Below are 18,309 nucleotides of genomic sequence, written 5' to 3'. Positions count from 1 at the left end.
GGTTGTGTACGGCATTGAAGGTGGGATGGACCCCCGTGGCATTCGCCGCATAGCCCCCAATCTTCTCGCCCCGGCGGGGAGAGATGTCGCGAAAGCGACAGTGAGGGGGGAGAGTTTCCCCGCGAACGCCCTCGCGAGACGAAAAGCCGCACCACCCTCACTGCCCCTTTCGGGGCATCTCTCCCGCCAGCGGGAGAGAGTATAGGGAGCAAGCGGCAATGCTCTGACTAAGCGATGGAGCGTTAATTCTAGTAATGCTTCATTCATATTAACCCATTGAAATAAAATAGGTTTCCGTAAAATGTCCGCTGCCGGCGACACTATCTACGCGCTATCGAGCGGCGCCTTGCCTTCCGGCGTGGCGGTGGTGCGGGTGTCGGGAAAAGATGCATTTTCCTGTTGCCTCGCGATTGCCGGCGCCGTGCCGGAACCCCGCAAGGCGCGCCTGATGAGGCTTGTTGATGGCGCAGGCCTTCCGATGGACACGGCTCTGGTTCTGGCCTTTGCCGGCCCGGCCTCCTTCACCGGCGAGGATTGCATCGAGTTCCAGCTTCACGGCGGGCGCGCGGTGGTGCGGGCAATGCTCGATCGCTTGGCCGGTCTGGGGCTGCGGCATGCCGAGGCCGGAGAGTTTGCCCGCCGGGCGTTTGAAAACGGCAAGATCGATCTCGTCGAGGCCGAGGGACTTTCCGACATGATCGCCGCTGAAACCGAGATGCAGCGACGGCTGGCGCTGGAACAGGCTGGCGGCGGGCTTTCCGAGCTTTATGATGGCTGGGCGCGCGAACTGACCCATGCGCGGGCGATGATTGAGGCCGAACTCGATTTTTCCGATGAGGACGATATTCCGGGTTCGGTTTCGGCCACGATCTGGGGCACGGTCGAGGACGTTGGTCGCCAGATCGAAAGCCACATTGCCGGCAGCAGGGCGGGGGAGATCATCCGCGATGGTTATCGTGTTGTGATCGCCGGTCCGCCCAATGCCGGCAAATCCAGCCTTCTGAACGCGCTTGCGCGGCGCGATGTCGCGATCGTCACCGATGTCGCCGGTACGACGCGCGATATTCTGGAAGTCTATCTCGATCTCGACGGCTATGCCGTTCGGCTGTGTGATACCGCCGGTCTGCGCGACAGCGATGATGTCGTCGAGGCGGAAGGGATGCGTCGCGCCCGGGCCCTGCTCGAGGAGGCGGATCTGATCCTTTCCCTCAGTGATACAGGGTCAGGTCACCCAGCGGAACGTTTCGAAGGGGAATGCCTGCGGATCGGCACCAAGGCGGACACCGCGAACGGAGCCGAGGCCGACTTTGACCTACTGATTTCGTCGCGAACAGGCGCGGGCATGGATCGCCTGGTCGAGATGATAAAGGCGCGGCTCGAAGCCCGGCTTGCCGGCGCATCCTTGTCGCTGCCGGTGCGCGATCGTCAGGTTGGTTATCTGAAGGAAACACTGCATCAGATTAAGGCGGCGCTGGCTGCCCGGGATCACTCGCCGGAAATACCCGCCGAAGCGTTGCGGCAGGCGGCTGTTGCACTTGGCAGGATCACCGGCCGGGTGGATGTCGAGGATCTGCTGGATGTGATTTTCTCGTCGTTCTGCGTCGGCAAGTGAGCGCGTTTGTTTCACGTGAAACAATCTTGACTCGCCCGCCGACAAACGGCACAACGCCTTAAAAATACCCCGGCCGCGCAGGCGGCGGAGAAAGGCTCCGGGCGATGACCCGTCGAGCCATGGAGTCACGAATGTCCTATGATGTCATCGTCATCGGCGGCGGCCATGCAGGTTGCGAGGCCGCCAGCGCCGCGGCCCGCGCTGGCGCCAAAACCGCGTTGATCACCCATCGCCGGGAAACCATCGGCGTGATGTCCTGCAATCCCGCGATCGGCGGGCTCGGCAAGGGCCATCTCGTGCGCGAGATCGATGCGCTTGACGGATTGATGGGCCGCGTCGCCGATGCCGCCGCGATCCAGTATCGTATGCTGAACCGCCGCAAGGGGCCGGCCGTGCGCGGCCCCCGCAGCCAGGCGGATCGCAAGCTCTACCGGCAGGCGATGCAGGCGGCGCTCTCCGGGATCGACAATCTCGACATTATCGAAGGCGATGTCTTCGATCTGGAAACCGCCAATGGCCGGGTTTCCGCAGTCATCCTCGGTGATGGCCAGCGCTTTGCCTGCGGCGCGGCGGTGTTGACCACCGGCACGTTTCTGCGGGGCCTGATCCATATCGGTACCCGGAAAATTCCTGCCGGCCGGGTCGGCGAGGCAGCGTCCGTCGGCCTCTCGGCGACACTTGCGCGGCTTGGGCTTTCCCTCGGTCGGTTGAAGACCGGCACGCCGGCGCGACTGGATGGTCGGACGATCGACTGGGAATCGCTGGACCGCCAGAGCGCTGATGCCGATCCGACGCCATTCTCCTTCATGACGAGCGGGGTGCAGAACCCGCAGATCGATTGCGGCATCACCCGGACAACGCCGAAGGTGCATGACATCATCCGCGAGAATATCGGTCTTTCGGCGATGTATTCCGGTCAGATCGAAGGCGTCGGACCGCGCTATTGCCCGTCCGTGGAAGACAAGATCATGCGCTTCGGCGATCGCGATGGGCACCAGATTTTTCTCGAGCCGGAGGGTCTGGACGATCCGACGGTCTATCCGAACGGCATTTCGACATCCTTGCCGGAAGAGGTTCAGGACGCCTTCATTCACGCGATCCCCGGCCTGGAGAAGGTGACGATCCTGCAGCCGGGCTATGCGATCGAGTATGATCACGTCGATCCGCGCGAACTGTCGGCCTCGCTTGAATTGAAAAAGCTTGGCGGACTTTTCCTGGCGGGCCAGATCAACGGCACGACCGGTTACGAGGAAGCGGGCGCGCAGGGGCTGGTCGCCGGGCTGAACGCGGCGATGCTGGCGTCCGGTGCCAAGGCCGTAACCCTTTCGCGCACGGACTCCTATATCGGCGTGATGATCGACGACCTCACCACGCGGGGCGTGGCCGAGCCATATCGCATGTTTACCTCGCGCGCCGAGTATCGGCTGACGCTGCGCGCCGACAATGCCGACCAGCGGCTGACGCCGTTGGCGGTGGCGCTGGGTATCGCGTCCAACGAACGGCGGGAAAAATTCACGGCCTATATGGCGGCGATCGATGAGGGCAGGGCGGCGCTGAAAGGCCGTTCCCTGACCCCCAACGAGGCCGCCCGCCACGGGCTGAAGCTCAATCAGGACGGTCAGCGTCGCAGCGCCTATGATCTACTTGCCTATCCGGAGCAGGATTTCGGTGGGCTCGCGGCGATCTGGCCAGAGCTCTCCGATATGCCGGAAGCGGTGCAGAGCGCGCTGGAAATTGAAGCCTCCTACGCCGTCTATCTTGATCGGCAGGCCGCGGATATCGCTGAGGTCCAGCGCGACGAGGGCAGGGCGATACCGCAGGAGTTTGACTATGACAGCCTGTCCGGTCTTTCCAACGAGCTGAAAGGCAAGCTCTCGGCGGCGCGACCCGCGACCATCGCGCAGGCAAGCCTGATTGACGGCATGACTCCAGCGGCGCTTTCGCTGCTGCTGGTGAGGTTGAAGCTGCGGGCGGCCTGAGCGATGAAGTTGAACGGCATCGATGTTTCACGTGAAACAGAGGCGCGGCTGGACCGCTTCGTCAGCCATTTTGAGAAATGGGCGAAGGCCATCAATCTGGTTGCGCCGTCCACCCGCCAGCAGATCTGGGATCGGCACATCGCCGACAGCGCGCAGCTGTTTCAACTGGCCTCGGAGCCGAAGACCTGGATCGATCTCGGCAGCGGCGGCGGCTTTCCGGGCATCGTGACGGCGATCTTTCTGGCCGAGGCCGGCGAGGGCTGGGTGCATCTGGTCGAGAGCAACAACAAGAAGGCCTCGTTCCTGCGCACCGCGATCCGCGAGACCGGTGCGCGTGCCAGTGTTCATGCCATTCGCGCCGAAACAGCGCCGGCGGAGATCGAAGCGCCGCAGCTGATGTCGGCGCGGGCGCTTGCGTCGCTCGATCAGCTGCTGGACTATGCCGCGCCCTGGTTTTCCGCGGACGCGTCTTTCCGGGCTTTTTTCCACAAGGGGCGGGATTATCAGCGCGAGCTCGACAAAGCGCGTGACCGATGGACGTTCGATCTGGTAAAACATGAAAGCAAGGTCGAGCCCGGCTCCGTAATCCTCGAAATCGCGCGCCTTGCACCGGTTCTTTGAAGACAGGCGGGACGATCATGAACCAGAAAACCCGGATCATCACCGTCGCCAACCAGAAGGGCGGCGTCGGCAAGACGACGACGGCGATCAACCTGGCAACCGCGCTCGCCGCCATTGGCGAAAAGGTCCTGATTGTCGACCTCGATCCGCAGGGCAATGCGTCCACCGGGCTCGGCATCGAGCGCAATCAGCGCGAAATTTCGGCCTATGATGTGCTCATCGGCGAGAAGACGGTCGCGGAGGCCGCGGTGCATACGGCCGTTCCCAATCTCGATATCGTTCCCTCGACGCTCGATCTGCTCGGTTTCGAGCTTGAGATCGCTAGCGATCCCCGTCGGGTGTTCAAGCTGCGCGATGCGCTGTCGCATAGCGATATCAGCAATTACCGCTATGTGTTCTGCGATTGCCCGCCTTCGTTCAATCTGTTGACGATGAACGCCATGGGCGCGGCCAACGCCATTCTCGTGCCGTTGCAGTGTGAGTTCTTCGCGCTGGAGGGGCTCAGCCAGTTGCTCGACACCGTCTCGGAGGTGCGCAGCACCATCAACCCCAAGCTGGAAATCCAGGGCGTGGTACTGACCATGTATGACAGCCGCAACAATTTGGCCCAGCAGGTGGTCAGCGATGTGCGGGACTATATGGGCGACAAGGTCTACAAGACGCTCATTCCGCGCAATGTCCGGGTGTCGGAGGCGCCGTCCTTCGGCAAGCCGGTGATCCTTTACGATCTCAAATGCCAGGGCAGCCAAGCCTATATCCAGCTTGCCTCGGAAATCATCCAGCGTGAGCGCGCGCTGGCAGCGGCGTTATGCGATTAACATGGTGAATGCGATGAGTGATGACAATTCCAAACGGCGTCTCGGCCGCGGTCTCGCCGCCCTGATCGGCGATATCGAGAAGCCCGAAGAAGCCAGTGCTCCGGTGACGGCCGATCGCCGGATTCCGATTGAATTCATCACCCGAAACCCGCGCAATCCGCGCCGCCATTTCGAGGAAGCGGATCTGCGCGATCTTGCCGCCTCCGTGCGCCAGCACGGCATCGTCCAGCCGGTCGTGGTGCGCACCATTGGTGCGCAACGCTATGAGATCATCGCCGGCGAACGCCGCTGGCGCGCGGCGCAGCTTGCGGGCCTTGCCGATGTACCGGCGCTGATCCGCGACGTGGACGATCGCACGGCGCTGGAAATCGCAATCGTCGAGAATGTCCAGCGTGCCGATCTCAATCCGCTGGAGGAGGCCAATGGCTATGAACTGCTGATCGCCGAGCATGGCTATACCCAAAACGATCTCGGCGATATCATCGGCAAGAGCCGCAGCCATGTTGCCAACAGTTTGCGGCTGCTGAAGCTGCCCGAAGGCGTCCAGACCATGCTGGCCGAGGGCGCTCTGTCGGCCGGCCATGCTCGCGCCCTGATCTCCACGCCCGACCCGGCAAGCCTTGCGCGCACCATCGTCGAGCGCGGCCTTTCGGTGCGCGATGCCGAAAAGCTGGCGCAGAAGGCGATAGAGGGTGGCGGCCAGAGCAACCGGGCGCCGCGTCAGAAGGACGCTGACACGCTGGCTTTGGAGCAAACGCTCTCCGATCGGCTTGGACTGTCAGTCGTGATCGACCATAAAACCAATGGCGGGCAGATCCGGATAAGCTACAAGACGCTCGACCAGCTTGACGATCTGTGCCGTCGCCTGGATCGCACGCCAAATTGATATGACACAATTTTTCTGTTGAAATTCAAATGGCTGTAAGAGTTTCCGGTTTGCATTATAAGATCCGCCGTCCCAGCCTTATGGCAAAGCCTTAGCCAAAAACACTCTTTTGATGCGCCCGTCGGAGCGGCCCTGGACCCCGGATCAAGTCCGGGGTGACGGTTGAGGGAACGCATTCTGACATGACAGCAGCCCCTCAACAGAAGGCAAACTCCGTTCCCCGCCTTCCAAATGTCAGGCCCGCGTCGCCGCCCGGTTTGACCGCAGCGAGAGCGAAAGCAGGGTCTGCATCGCAATGCTTTCCTCAAGCTCGGGATATTGGCGTGTCTTCAGCACGGTATCGGCTAACAGCCTGAGCGCCCGCGCCGTCGCGGCGCTGTTCCAGGCGCCAAGCGCGCGTTCGAAGATCGGCTTGCGCTTGAAGAAGATGTGCCGCCCATGAGTCTGCATCACCTGGCTGGCGGGCAGGCGCTTGCTTTCCATTTCGGCGCGCATCTGGTCGAGCAGGTGAAACTGCCGGATACAGCCGTTCAGGATCAGGAAAATCGGCGTTTTCGACTGCGCCGTCTTGGCCATGGCATGGCGCAGGGCCGCCATATCGCCGGAAAGCACGGCATCCACCGCGTCGTCGGCGGAAATCGCGCTGGCATCGCCGATCACGGCGGCGACGTGCTCCTCGGTGATGACGTCAAGGCCCCGGCCATAAAGCACGAGCTTGTCGATCTCGTTGCGGGTGGCCAGCCTGTCGCCGCCGATGAGCGACAGCAGCAATTGCCGCGCCGGCGGGGTTATCCTGAGCGAAGCATCGGATAAAGCCTGATCGATCAATGCGTTAAGCGCGCGAGCGTCGTCGGCATAGCAGGGTATGGCCGCGATGGAGCGGGCGCTTTCCGCTGCCTTGCGCATAGCCGTGCCCTTGCGCAGCTCGCCGGCCTCGATGATCAGCGAGGCGCTTTCGGGCGGGCTGTCGCCCAGCATCTTCAGCACGTCCGCAAGCGCCTTGTCATTGCCGCCGGCGCGCACCCAGACGAGCCGCTCCCCGCCGAACAGGCCGATCGCGCCCATCTCGTCCATGATCCGCCCGGCATCGACATCGCCGCTGTCGAGCTTCATCACCGCAAAGGCGTCATTCAGCGGCACGCCCGTGCCCTTGGCGATCAGCGCGGCGCGTTCGCTGACGAGGCCGCGATCGGGTCCATAGACCAGAAATACCCGATATTTGCGTGCATCCTGGCGCAGGAAGCCGTCAAACTGATGGTACTTTATCTCGGTCATCGGGGCCTTTGTCTATTGCGGGGCAGGGGCGGGCGGCAGAACCTCCGGAGGCTCCTTGTTGAGCGCGATGGCGAGATCGGCATTGATGATCTCGGCCACTTCCTTCGAGGCACGCTGCTCGGCATCGCGGATGGCGCGCAGGCGCGCGAATTCCTGCGAGGGGAAATCGACAAGCGCAATCGCCTTGCGGCGGCCCGAGGACAGAAGTTTGCTGTCGGAGCGGCGGCGCAGCGAATAATCCGCCGTCACGATGGTGCGGCCCGCGCTTGCGGTATCGGAGGAATCGTCAACCAGAACCTCGGAGGTAATCGCAAAGGCCGAAACATTGACGTCATATTTCGGATCGGCGCTTTCGCCGAGCCCGCCAGCGGTCATGAATATCAGGTCGTTCAGCACATATTGCGCCACCTGCGTGGTCGGCGTGTTGAAGGCGAGCTGATGCATTTTGGCATTCAGCGCCGTACCCTCCGCGCCGCCATAAAGCGGGCGGACCTGGCAGGCGGAAAGCGCCATCAGCGCGGCAAGGGCCGCTGCCGGCAAAGCGGTGCGGAAAAGACGGTCAGACAACAACATTCACGATCCTTTGCGGCACGACGATCACTTTCTTGGGCGTTTTGCCTTCCAGCGCGCGCGCCACCGCTTCCAGTTCCATCACCGCCGCCTTGATGCTGTCCTGATCGGCATCGCGGGCAACGGTCAGTTCGCCGCGCTTCTTGCCGTTCACCTGCACCGGCAGGGTGATCTCATTGTCGGCCGTCAGCCCGGCATCGAAGGCCGGCCATGCGGCCATGGCGATCATACCTTCACCACCGAGCACCTTCCAGCATTCTTCCGCCAGATGCGGCATCATCGGCGCAAAACAATGGGTCAGGAACAGGCTCGCCTCCTTCAACGCGGCCAGCATTTGCGCATCCGCCTTGCCCTCGGCCGCCTCCGTCAGCGGCGCCGCCAGCACGTTGACCAGTTCGTAGATCCGGGCGATCGCCTTGTTGAAGGCCAGCGCCTCGATATCGCTGGCAACCGCCTTCAGCGTCTTGTGGGCGGCGCGGGAAACCTCCAGCGCCTTGCCGTCCGCGCCGGCTTTCGCCTCGACGGCGGCAAGGGCAGGCGCGGCCTCGGAAACCAGCCGCCAGATGCGCTGCACGAAGCGGAACGTGCCCTGCACGCCGGCCTCGGTCCAGACCACATCGCGGTCCGGCGGCGAATCCGACAGCACGAAGAAACGCGCGGTATCGGCGCCATAGGTCGCCAGGATATCGTCGGGATCGATGACGTTCTTCTTTGACTTCGACATTTTCTCGATCGAGCCGATCGTCACTTCCGCGCCGGTTTCCAGAAGATATGCCTTGCGGATGCCGTCGGTCTCCTCGATCCGCACATCGGTCGGCGAAACCCAGCTTCCGGACGTACCGCTGCCACCGAGGCGATAGGTCTCGTGCACCACCATGCCTTGCGTGAACAACCCCTTGAACGGCTCATCGTGGTTCACATGGCCGGTCGCCTTCATCGCCCGGGTGAAGAAGCGCGAATAGAGCAGGTGCAGGATCGCGTGTTCGATGCCGCCGATATACTGGTCGACAGGCAGCCAGCGGTCGGCAATCGCCGGATCGGTCGGCGCATCCTCGCGCGGCGCGGTGAAGCGGGTGTAATACCAGCTCGAATCCACGAAGGTGTCCATCGTATCGGTCTCGCGCCGCGCGGCCTTGCCGCAGCACGGGCAGGCGACATCGCGCCATGTCGGGTGGCGGTCGAGCGGGTTGCCGGGCTTTTCGAAGTCGATGTCGTCCGGCAGCTTCACCGGCAGGTCGGCCTTCGGCACGGGCACCACGCCGCAATCCTCGCAATGGATCACGGGGATCGGGCAGCCCCAATAGCGCTGGCGCGAAATGCCCCAGTCGCGCAGGCGGAAATTGACCTTGCGTTCGCCGCGGGGCGCGCCGCGCACTGTCTCGGCTTCCAGCTTTTGCGCAATCGCTTCAAAGGCTTCGGTCGTACTCATGCCGTCAAGGAAGCGCGAATTGATCATCACGCCGTCATCGGTATAGGCCTCGTCGCCGATCGCGAATGTCGCCGCATCGCCGTCCTTCGGCATCACGATCGGGGTGACGGGCAGGTCATATTTGCGGGCGAAGTCCAGGTCGCGCTGGTCGCCGGCCGGGCAGCCGAAGATCGCGCCCGTGCCGTAATCCATCAATACGAAATTGGCGACATAGACCGGCAGCTCCCAGTTCTCGTCGAAGGGATGGCGCACGGTTATGCCGGTGTCGATGCCCTTTTTCTCGGCGGTCTCGAGTGCTGCCACCGATGTGCCGGCGCGGCGCGTTTCCTCGCAGAAGGCGGCGACCTTGTCGTCGCGCTTCGCCGCTTCCTTGGCCAGCGGGTGGTCGGCGGAAATCGCCAGGAAGGATGCGCCGAAGATCGTGTCGGGGCGCGTGGTGTAGACGGTGATGTCTTCCATGCCGCCGGCATCGCCGCTGGCGATGTCCCAGCGCACCATCATGCCCTCGGAGCGGCCGATCCAGTTCTTCTGCATCAGCCGGACCTTTTCCGGCCAGTGATCGAGCGTATCGAGCGCGTCCAGCAGCTCCTGGGCGTAATCGGTGATCTTGAAGAACCACTGGGTCAGCTCGCGCTGTTCGACGAGCGCGCCGGAGCGCCAGCCGCGCCCCTCAATCACCTGCTCATTGGCGAGCACGGTCATGTCGACCGGGTCCCAGTTGACCTTGGATTCCCTGCGGTAGACCAGGCCCTTTTCAAGCATGTCGAGGAACAGGTGCTGCTGGCGCTGGTAATATTCGACATCGCAGGTCGCGAATTCCCGGGTCCAGTCGAGCGACAGGCCCATGGATTTCAGCTGATTGCGCATGGTGGCGATATTGTCGTAGGTCCAGTCCTTGGGATGGACCTTGTTCTGCATCGCGGCGTTTTCGGCCGGCATGCCGAAGGCGTCCCAGCCCATCGGGTGCAGCACGTTGAAGCCGCGGGCGCGCTTGTAGCGGGCCACGACATCGCCCATGGCATAGTTGCGGACATGGCCGATATGAATGCGTCCCGAGGGATAGGGAAACATTTCGAGCACGTAATAGGTCTCGCGCGGGTCGGCATTGTCGGTGACGAAGACGCTGTCGTCATTCCACCGGCTCTGCCACTCGGGTTCGACTTTACGCGGATTGTAACGTTCGGATGCCATGTCGGATTTGCTCGGTTCTTTTTCTTGGGGATTTTGGCGGTGAGCTTCACCATGAAAGCGCTTCAGCGTCAAGCAAAACGGCCCGGAAACGGGCCTTCCGCCGTTGCCTCGCCGGATGCCTTTGCCATATGGTGACGCCGCAATGGCAATGTGAGGTGTGACGATATGGGCGTGTGCGAAAATCTGGAAGAGGTGCTGGGGCGGATCAGGGCCGCCGAACACGAGGCCGAGCGCACGGGCGTCACTCTGGTCGCCGTCTCCAAGACCCATGACGCCGACGCTATCCGCCCCGCCATCGAAGCCGGCCAGCGGGTCTTCGGCGAAAACCGGGTTCAGGAAGCGCAGAAGAAATGGCCGGCGCTGAAGGAAGAGACCCCAGATATCGAATTGCATCTCATCGGGCCGCTGCAATCCAACAAGGCCGAGGACGCAGTAAAGCTTTTCGACGTGATCGAGACCGTCGATCGCGAAAAGATCGCCCGCGCGCTGGCGAAGGAGATCGCAAAGCAGGGGAGGGCGCCGCGTCTCTATGTCCAGGTCAACACCGGCAACGAGCCGCAAAAGGCCGGCATCGACCCGCGCGAAACCGAAGCCTTCCTCGCGCTCTGCCGCGACGAGCTCGGCCTCACGATCGAGGGCCTGATGTGTATCCCGCCAGCGGGTGAGAACCCTGGTCCGCATTTCGCGCTGCTGCACGATCTCGCGACCGAAAACAGCGTGCATAAGCTTTCCATGGGCATGTCCGGCGATTACGAGATCGCGATCGCCTTCGGCGCCACCAGCGTGCGCGTCGGCTCCGCAATATTCGGCGAACGGGATTATTCGAACTGACGAGCTGTCAGCCGCGCTTGAGATAGACCCGGCCGCCACCCTTCTTGCGGCCGGTGTCCTCCACGCCGGGGAATTTGCCTTTGCGCACGGCATTCAGGAATTCCCGACCGATCTTCACCTTGTCGCCGATATAAAGCCGGTTCCAGCCCTCGCCATAAAGCGCGGGAAAGTGAAACTCGCCGGGCTCGAGCCCCAGCAGCCGGTCTTTGATGTCTTCTTCGTCAAGCATGGCTTTTCTTACAATGTGCAAACGACAGTTTGAAGGTGACGCAATCGCAATAATCGCGGTTCCGTTCCGTTAGCTTCGGAAGATGCCGCGTCCACAATGCGCTGGGCCGGAGATCGGATCGCGGTCCAACAGCAGGCCTGCGCCATAAATTGCTCTGTCTCAGGGCGGTTCGCCCAGCGTTTCACGTGAAAACGTGGTGAGCATGTTCCAACCACTGCCCAAAAATTACCCTTTCGAAACAAGCATCTTGCGGCATTCGCCCAAAGTATGAGCATTCGCCCACTTGACAGAGCGCGCCATTCTGGTGAGTAATTGCCCACATCGTAAGCTATTGCTCAATTCTGAGGGAGGAACGAGTATGAAACTTCATTCGATGCTGCTCGCCGCTTGCTCGCTGGTCGCCCTGACCGGCGTAGCTTCTGCTGAGACGCTGACCATTGCCACCGTCAACAACGGCGACATGATCCGCATGCAGAAGCTCACCGACGATTTCACCAAGGATCATCCGGATATCGACCTCGAATGGGTCACGCTTGAAGAAAACGTGCTGCGCCAGAAGGTCACCACCGACATCGCCACCAAGGGCGGTCAGTATGACGTCTTGACCATCGGCAATTACGAAGTGCCGATCTGGGCCAAGCAGGACTGGCTTCTGCCGCTCACCGATCTGCCCGGCGATTATGACGCCGGCGACCTTCTGCCGGCGATCGCCGGCGGCCTGTCCGTCGATGGCACGCTTTACGCCGCGCCTTTCTACGGCGAAAGCGCCATGGTGATGTACCGCACGGATCTGGCCGAAAAGGCCGGCGTGACCATTCCGGCCGAGCCGACATGGGACGAGATCAAGGCCGCGGCCGAAGCCATGACCGACAAGGACAACGGCATTTACGGCATCTGCCTGCGCGGCAAGGCCGGCTGGGGCGAGAACATGGCCTTCCTCGGCGCCATGTCCAACTCCTACGGCGCGCGCTGGTTCGACATGGAATGGAAGCCGCAGTTCGACACCGAAGAGTGGAAGGCGACGCTGACCGACTATCTGGACATGATGAACAATTATGGTCCGCCCGGCGCGTCCTCCAACGGCTTCAACGAGAACCTGGCGCTGTTCCAGCAGGGCAAGTGCGGCATGTGGATCGACGCCACCGTCGCCGCCTCGTTCGTAACCGATCCGGATGAATCCAAGGTCGCCGATTCGGTTGGCTTTGCCCTGTTCCCGGAAAAGGGCGATCTCGGCAATCGCGGCAACTGGCTGTGGTCGTGGAACCTCGCCATTCCGGCATCCACGCAGAAGGCTGATGCGGCCAAGGCCTTCGTCGCCTGGGCGACGTCCAAGCACTACACCGATCTGGTGGCGGAGCAGGACGGCTGGCGCGCAGCACCTCCCGGCACCCGCACCTCGCTCTACGAGAACGCGGATTACAAGGAGGCGGCACCGTTCGCCGAAATGACGCTGGAATCGATCAACGCGGTCGATACCAACAAGCCTTCGGTTCAGGAGATTCCCTATACCGGCGCGCAGTTCGTCTCGATCCCGGAATTCCAGGGCATCGGCACCGCCGTCGGCCAGCAGTTCTCGGCAGCCCTTGCCGGCAACGTCTCCGCCGAACAGGCCCTCAACAACGCGCAGCAGCTCACCCAGCGCGAAATGATGAAGGCCGGCTACATCAAGTAACCTTCCTCCGCGGGGCGGCCGGACTCAAGGGTCCGGTCGCCTTCGGAGTTCAAGCCGACATGATGACGGCCGCCGCGCATGAAGTGACGGCGGCCAATCCGGTTTTGGCGCACCGATGAATGGCCTTTCCCGGCCGGACAGAGCAGGATGCGCAACGAACGGGATCGAGGCGCTCGAGGGCGGCCTGACGATCCACTTTGCGGGGGAAACACCGAAATGGCGACGACCCATACCAAAAATGCGGCGCGGCTGATGATGGCGCCCTCGGTCATTCTGCTCTTGTTGTGGATGATCATACCGCTGTCGATGACGATCTACTTCTCGTTCCTGCGCTACAATCTTCTGATGCCGGGCACGGAAAGCTTCGCCGGCTTCATGAATTACCGGTTCTTCCTGACGGACCCGGCCTTCTTCCAGGCCATCGGCAATACGTTGATGCTGGTGGGCGGCGTTCTGATTGCCACCGTTGTCGGCGGCATCGCGCTGGCGCTTCTGCTCGATCAGCCGATCTTCGGACAAGGCATCGTGCGCATTCTGGTGATCGCGCCGTTCTTCGTCATGCCCACCGTTTCGGCGCTGGTGTGGAAGAACATGCTGATGAATCCGGTGAACGGGTTGTTCGCCTCGCTGGCGCGGTTCCTGGGCATTCAGCCGGTCGACTTTCTATCGTCGATCCCGCTGATGTCGATCGGGCTGATCGTCACATGGCAATGGCTGCCCTTCGCCACGCTGATCCTGCTGACGGCGCTTCAGTCGCTGTCGGAGGAGCAGAAGGAAGCCTCCGAGATGGACGGGGCCAATGCCTGGAACCGTCTGATCTACATCATCCTGCCGCATATGGCGCGCGCCATCACCGTGGTCGTGCTGATCGAGACGATCTTCCTGCTTTCGATCTTCGCCGAAATTCTGGTCACCACCAATGGCGGCCCCGGCACGGAAAGCACCAACCTCACCTACCTCGTCTACATGCAGGCACTGCTGCAGTTCGACGTGGGCGGTGCGTCCGCCGGCGGTATCATCGCCGTCATTCTCGCCAATATCGTTGCGATCTTCCTGGTTCGCATGATCGGCAAAAATCTGGAGGACTGACGATGGCACGCCAGGTAACAACGCAGAAGAAAGTCGCCTTCACCGCATTGGCGTGGCTGATCGCGTTCCTGATCTTCTTCCCGATCCTGTGGACCTTTCTGACCAGCTTCAAGACCGAGGGCGAGGCCGTCGCCTCCCCGCCCTCCTTCCTGTTCTTCCACTGGACGCTGGAAAACTATGTCGAGGTGCAGGCGCGCTCGAACTATTTCCACCACTTCTGGAATTCGGTGGCAATCTCGCTGGGTTCCACGGTGATCGGCCTCCTGATCTCGGTGCCGGCCGCCTGGGCGATGGCATTCTCGCCGACGCCGCGCACCAAGGACGTGCTGCTCTGGATGCTCTCCACCAAGATGCTTCCGGCGGTCGGCGTGCTGGTGCCGATCTACATCATCTTCCGCGATCTCGGCCTGCTCGACACCCGCACCGGCCTGATCGTGGTGATGATGCTGATCAACCTGCCGATCATGGTGTGGATGCTCTACACCTATTTCAAGGAAATCCCGGGCGAGATTCTCGAAGCCGCCCGGATGGATGGGGCAACGCTCGGCAAGGAGCTCATCTACGTGCTGACGCCGATGGCGATCCCGGGCATTGCCTCCACCCTTCTTCTCAACATCATCCTTGCCTGGAACGAAGCGTTCTGGACGCTGAACCTGACGGCCTCGAAAGCGGCGCCGCTGACAGCCTTCATCGCTTCCTATTCGAGCCCGGAAGGCCTGTTCTACGCCAAGCTTTCCGCAGCCTCGACCATGGCGATTGCGCCGATCATCATTCTCGGCTGGTTTTCGCAGAAGCAGCTCGTGCGCGGGCTCACCTTCGGCGCGGTTAAATAAGGACAGGACCAATGGGCAGCATCAGACTTGAAAAAGTTTCCAAGCATTTCGGCGAGCACGCGGTCATCCCTTCGATCGACCTCGAAATCAACGAGGGTGAGTTCGTCGTCTTCGTCGGCCCGTCGGGCTGCGGCAAATCCACGCTTCTGCGGCTGATCGCCGGACTGGAGGACGTCACCTCCGGCCGCATCCTGATCGACGGCGAGGACGCCACGGACAAGCCGCCGGCAAAGCGCGGGCTCGCCATGGTGTTCCAGTCCTATGCGCTTTATCCGCATATGAGCGTGCGCAACAATATCGGCTTTCCGCTGAAGATGGCCGATGTCGACAAGGCCGAGATCGACCGCAAGGTCGAGGACGCGGCCAAGATCCTGAACCTCACCGACTATCTCGACCGCAAGCCGCGCGCGCTTTCCGGCGGCCAGCGCCAGCGCGTGGCGATCGGCCGCGCGATCGTGCGCAATCCGGAATGCTTCCTGTTCGACGAACCGCTGTCGAACCTCGATGCGGCGCTCCGCGTCAATATGCGCCTCGAGATCACCGAACTGCACCAGCAGCTCGATGCCACTTCGATCTACGTGACCCATGACCAGGTCGAGGCCATGACCATGGCAGATAAGATCGTGGTGCTCAGAGCCGGCAATATCGAACAGGTCGGCTCGCCGCTGGAGCTTTACCGCAAGCCCGCCAATCTGTTCGTCGCCGGCTTTATCGGCTCGCCGAAGATGAACTTTGTCACTGGCAAGGATGCGGAAGGCTACAACGCCCACACGATCGGCGTCCGGCCAGAGCACCTGACGCTGTCGACCGAGAGCGGCACCTGGCAGGGCAAGGTCGTGGTCGCCGAGCATCTGGGCTCCGACACCTTCCTGCATATCGATGTCGACGGCATCGGCCAGCTCACCGCCCGCGCCAATGGCGACTTCCCGGTGCGCCACGGCGACGTCGTCTATGTCACTCCCGATGCCGAGCGGATCTACCGCTTCGACGACAAGGGGCTGGCGCTCTAGTCGGCGGGACGCGCAGTAAAAACGGCGGGCGCCACCGGCTGCGCCCGCCCCGGAATGCGAAGATCGGACAGGACAATGACCAAGGCACTTTCTCTCGACACTCTCAAGGACCACGCCGACAAGGCGGCCGTGCCGACCTATGCGCGCGACGATCTTTCGCCGGGCATTGTTCATTTCGGCGTCGGCAATTTTCACCGCGCCCATCAGGCGGTTTATCTGCACGAGCTTTTCAACAAGGGCAGCGATCACGACTGGGCGATCATCGGCGCCGGGGTGATGCCGGGCGACGCGAAGATGCGCGACGTGCTGAAGGGCCAGGATTTCCTGACCACGGTGGTCGACCAGGAAGCCCATGCCAGCAGCGCCACCATCACCGGCGCGATGATCGACATGATCGCGCCGCCGGATTTTGACGCGATGATCGAGAAGCTCGCCGATCCGGCGATCCGGATCGTGTCGCTGACGGTGACCGAGGGCGGCTATTTCATCGATCCGGCAACCGGCAAGTTCGACCCCAAACATCCGGCAATCGTGGCCGACGGCAACAACCCGGATCAGCCGAAGACCGCGTTCGGCCTGATCATCGCCGGGCTGAAGAAGCGCCGCGCGGCCGGCCTTCCGGCATTTACCGTGATGTGCTGCGACAACATTCCCCATAACGGCGCGGTCACCAAGGCCACGGTGTCCGGCCTTGCCGAACTCTCCGATCCGGATTTCGCCGGCTGGATCCGGCAAAACGTCGCCTTCCCCAACGCCATGGTCGACCGCATCACGCCGGCCACCGGCGAGCGCGAGCGCAAGATCGCGGCGGAAGAATACGGCATCGCCGACAACTGGCCGGTGTTCTGCGAGGAGTTCCGGCAGTGGGTGCTGGAGGATGATTTCCCGCTCGGCCGTCCCGCGCTGGAAGAGGTCGGCGTCACCTTCGTGGACGATGTCAGCCCCTACGAGATCATGAAGCTCAGGATCCTGAACGGCGGCCACGCCGCGATCGCCTATCCGGGCGAACTGCTCGACATCCACTTCGTCCACGAGGCGATGGAAAACGAGCTGATCGCCGCCTTCCTGGAAAAGCTCGAAAAGGACGAGATCATCCCGATCGTGCCGCCGGTGCCTGATACCGATCTTACCGACTATTACGAGTTGATCGCCCGGCGCTTCGCCAACCCCAAGATCGGCGACACGATTGAGCGGCTGGCGCTCGACGGCTCCAACCGCCAGCCGAAATTCATCCTGCCCTCCACTGCCGTTCGGCTGGAGAAGGGCCTCGACGTCATCGGCCTGGCGCTGGTCTCGGCGCTGTGGTGCCGCTATTTCGAAGGGACATCGGACAGCGGCCGCAAGATCAAGTTCAACGACGAGGCCGCCGACCGGCTCCATGCCGCAGCACTTGCCTCCCGAGAAAAGCCGACCCGTTTCCTCGAAGAGCGTGACATTTTCGGCGCCGTTGCCGATAATCCGCAATTCGTGAAGCGGTTTTCCGGCGCGCTCGAAAGCCTGCGCAAACACGGCACGGCCAAAACCCTGAAACGCTATATCGACGGCGATCTGGAGTAACGCCGCAACCAGGAGCCTCATGCCCGCAAAGCCGCTCATCATTTTCGATTGCGACGGGGTGCTGGTCGACAGCGAACCGATTTCGCTCGCGGTCTTAAGGGAGGCGCTCGCCACCGAGGGCATCAGCGTCTGCGATGAGGATGCGCGGCGGCTTTTTCTCGGCCGCTCGCTCGCCACCATGCTTGCGATCGTCAAGGACGACTATGGCGCGACGCTTGGCGACGGGTTTCTGGAGCGGCTGCGGCGCGAGCTCTATGCCCGGTTCCGCGCCGAACTGAAGCCGACAAATGGCATTGCGGCGGCCTGGGCCGAGCTGCAGGCGACGGGTTACGATTTTTGTGTCGCCTCCAGCTCCCAGCCCGAGCGCATCCGGCTTTCGCTTGAGATCGCGGGCCTTCTGCCCCGGTTCGAACCGCCGATCTTCTCCGCCTCGATGGTGGAAAACGGCAAGCCCGCGCCCGATCTCTTCCTCTTCGCCGCCGGCCGGATGGATCGGCCGCCGCAGGAATGCCTGGTGATCGAGGACAGCGCGGCGGGCATTGCCGCGGCGAAGGCGGCGGGCATGCGGGTTTTCGCCTATCTCGGCGCCACCCATGCGCGTTCTGCCGACTACCGCGCGCAGATTGCGGCGCTTCACCCCGACCTAATGTTTGACGCCATGGACAATCTCGTCCAACGTGCGGCAAAAGTCTGACAGGAAATCAAGG

The 18,309-nt window shown here is 62.3% G+C and carries 16 protein-coding genes; 12 read left to right on the top strand and 4 right to left on the bottom strand.

From position 1 onward, the window contains the following. Positions 1-301: 301 nt before the first annotated feature. The 5 genes from mnmE to V6767_RS07380 all read left to right on the top strand — a co-directional run bounded on the left by mnmE (position 302) and on the right by V6767_RS07380 (position 5,916). On the top strand, positions 302-1,612 hold the full coding sequence (gene mnmE, locus V6767_RS07400) for a tRNA uridine-5-carboxymethylaminomethyl(34) synthesis GTPase MnmE (RefSeq protein ID WP_448472869.1): 1,311 nt from the start codon (positions 302-304) through the stop codon (positions 1,610-1,612). A 131-nt stretch (positions 1,613-1,743) separates the two neighbouring features. Next, positions 1,744-3,591 (top strand): tRNA uridine-5-carboxymethylaminomethyl(34) synthesis enzyme MnmG, encoded by a 1,848-nt coding sequence (gene mnmG, locus V6767_RS07395; protein ID WP_448472868.1) that lies wholly within the window; start codon positions 1,744-1,746, stop codon positions 3,589-3,591. Between the two features lie 3 nt (positions 3,592-3,594). Next, positions 3,595-4,212, top strand: coding sequence for a 16S rRNA (guanine(527)-N(7))-methyltransferase RsmG (rsmG, locus tag V6767_RS07390; RefSeq protein ID WP_448472867.1), 618 nt, complete (start codon positions 3,595-3,597; stop codon positions 4,210-4,212). A gap of 14 nt (positions 4,213-4,226) precedes the next feature. Continuing rightward, complete coding sequence (locus V6767_RS07385) at positions 4,227-5,030, top strand: ParA family protein (protein ID WP_448472983.1); 804 nt, start codon at positions 4,227-4,229, stop codon at positions 5,028-5,030. Between the two features lie 13 nt (positions 5,031-5,043). Continuing rightward, complete coding sequence (locus V6767_RS07380) at positions 5,044-5,916, top strand: ParB/RepB/Spo0J family partition protein (protein WP_448463647.1); 873 nt, start codon at positions 5,044-5,046, stop codon at positions 5,914-5,916. Between the two features lie 234 nt (positions 5,917-6,150). On the opposite strand, the gene holA is transcribed toward V6767_RS07380, so the two are convergent. The 3 genes from holA to leuS are packed head-to-tail and all read right to left on the bottom strand — an operon-like array spanning position 6,151 to position 10,381. Continuing rightward, the gene (gene holA / locus V6767_RS07375; protein WP_448472866.1) at positions 6,151-7,191 is read right to left on the bottom strand and encodes a DNA polymerase III subunit delta; all 1,041 of its coding nucleotides are present in this window, start codon (positions 7,189-7,191) and stop codon (positions 6,151-6,153) included. A 12-nt stretch (positions 7,192-7,203) separates the two neighbouring features. Further along, positions 7,204-7,764, bottom strand: coding sequence for a hypothetical protein (locus tag V6767_RS07370; RefSeq protein WP_448472865.1), 561 nt, complete (start codon positions 7,762-7,764; stop codon positions 7,204-7,206). Then, the gene (gene leuS / locus V6767_RS07365) at positions 7,751-10,381 is read right to left on the bottom strand and encodes a leucine--tRNA ligase (RefSeq protein ID WP_448472864.1); all 2,631 of its coding nucleotides are present in this window, start codon (positions 10,379-10,381) and stop codon (positions 7,751-7,753) included. Before leuS ends, V6767_RS07370 begins: the two co-directional genes overlap by 14 nt. Positions 10,382-10,546: 165 nt before the next feature. Here leuS and V6767_RS07360 point away from each other — a divergent pair, with 165 nt between their 5' ends. Continuing rightward, positions 10,547-11,212 carry a YggS family pyridoxal phosphate-dependent enzyme gene (locus V6767_RS07360; protein WP_448472863.1) on the top strand — a complete coding sequence of 222 codons (666 nt, stop codon included), beginning with the start codon at positions 10,547-10,549 and terminating at the stop codon, positions 11,210-11,212. 7 nt (positions 11,213-11,219) lie between these two features. On the opposite strand, the gene V6767_RS07355 is transcribed toward V6767_RS07360, so the two are convergent. Further along, positions 11,220-11,441 (bottom strand): DUF1413 domain-containing protein, encoded by a 222-nt coding sequence (locus V6767_RS07355; protein ID WP_448472862.1) that lies wholly within the window; start codon positions 11,439-11,441, stop codon positions 11,220-11,222. A gap of 358 nt (positions 11,442-11,799) precedes the next feature. Between V6767_RS07355 and V6767_RS07350 the strand changes: the two genes are divergently transcribed. The 6 genes from V6767_RS07350 to V6767_RS07325 all read left to right on the top strand — a co-directional run bounded on the left by V6767_RS07350 (position 11,800) and on the right by V6767_RS07325 (position 18,296). Further along, on the top strand, positions 11,800-13,113 hold the full coding sequence (locus V6767_RS07350; protein ID WP_448430069.1) for an ABC transporter substrate-binding protein: 1,314 nt from the start codon (positions 11,800-11,802) through the stop codon (positions 13,111-13,113). A 216-nt stretch (positions 13,114-13,329) separates the two neighbouring features. After that, positions 13,330-14,202 (top strand): carbohydrate ABC transporter permease, encoded by an 873-nt coding sequence (locus tag V6767_RS07345; RefSeq protein ID WP_448463680.1) that lies wholly within the window; start codon positions 13,330-13,332, stop codon positions 14,200-14,202. Positions 14,203-14,204: 2 nt separating this feature from the next. Next, positions 14,205-15,035: a carbohydrate ABC transporter permease gene (locus V6767_RS07340; protein ID WP_448472861.1), complete on the top strand. Its 831-nt coding sequence runs from the start codon at positions 14,205-14,207 to the stop codon at positions 15,033-15,035. A gap of 11 nt (positions 15,036-15,046) precedes the next feature. After that, complete coding sequence (locus V6767_RS07335; protein ID WP_448472860.1) at positions 15,047-16,045, top strand: ABC transporter ATP-binding protein; 999 nt, start codon at positions 15,047-15,049, stop codon at positions 16,043-16,045. Between the two features lie 75 nt (positions 16,046-16,120). Beyond that, complete coding sequence (locus V6767_RS07330) at positions 16,121-17,602, top strand: mannitol dehydrogenase family protein (protein ID WP_448472859.1); 1,482 nt, start codon at positions 16,121-16,123, stop codon at positions 17,600-17,602. 19 nt (positions 17,603-17,621) lie between these two features. Beyond that, on the top strand, positions 17,622-18,296 hold the full coding sequence (locus V6767_RS07325; RefSeq protein ID WP_448472858.1) for an HAD family hydrolase: 675 nt from the start codon (positions 17,622-17,624) through the stop codon (positions 18,294-18,296). Positions 18,297-18,309 lie beyond the last annotated feature (13 nt).

It is taken from the genome of Martelella sp. FLE1502 (assembly GCF_053484255.1).
Note: the sequence above shows the minus strand (reverse complement) of the source record. Positions and strands in the feature narration are given on the sequence as shown.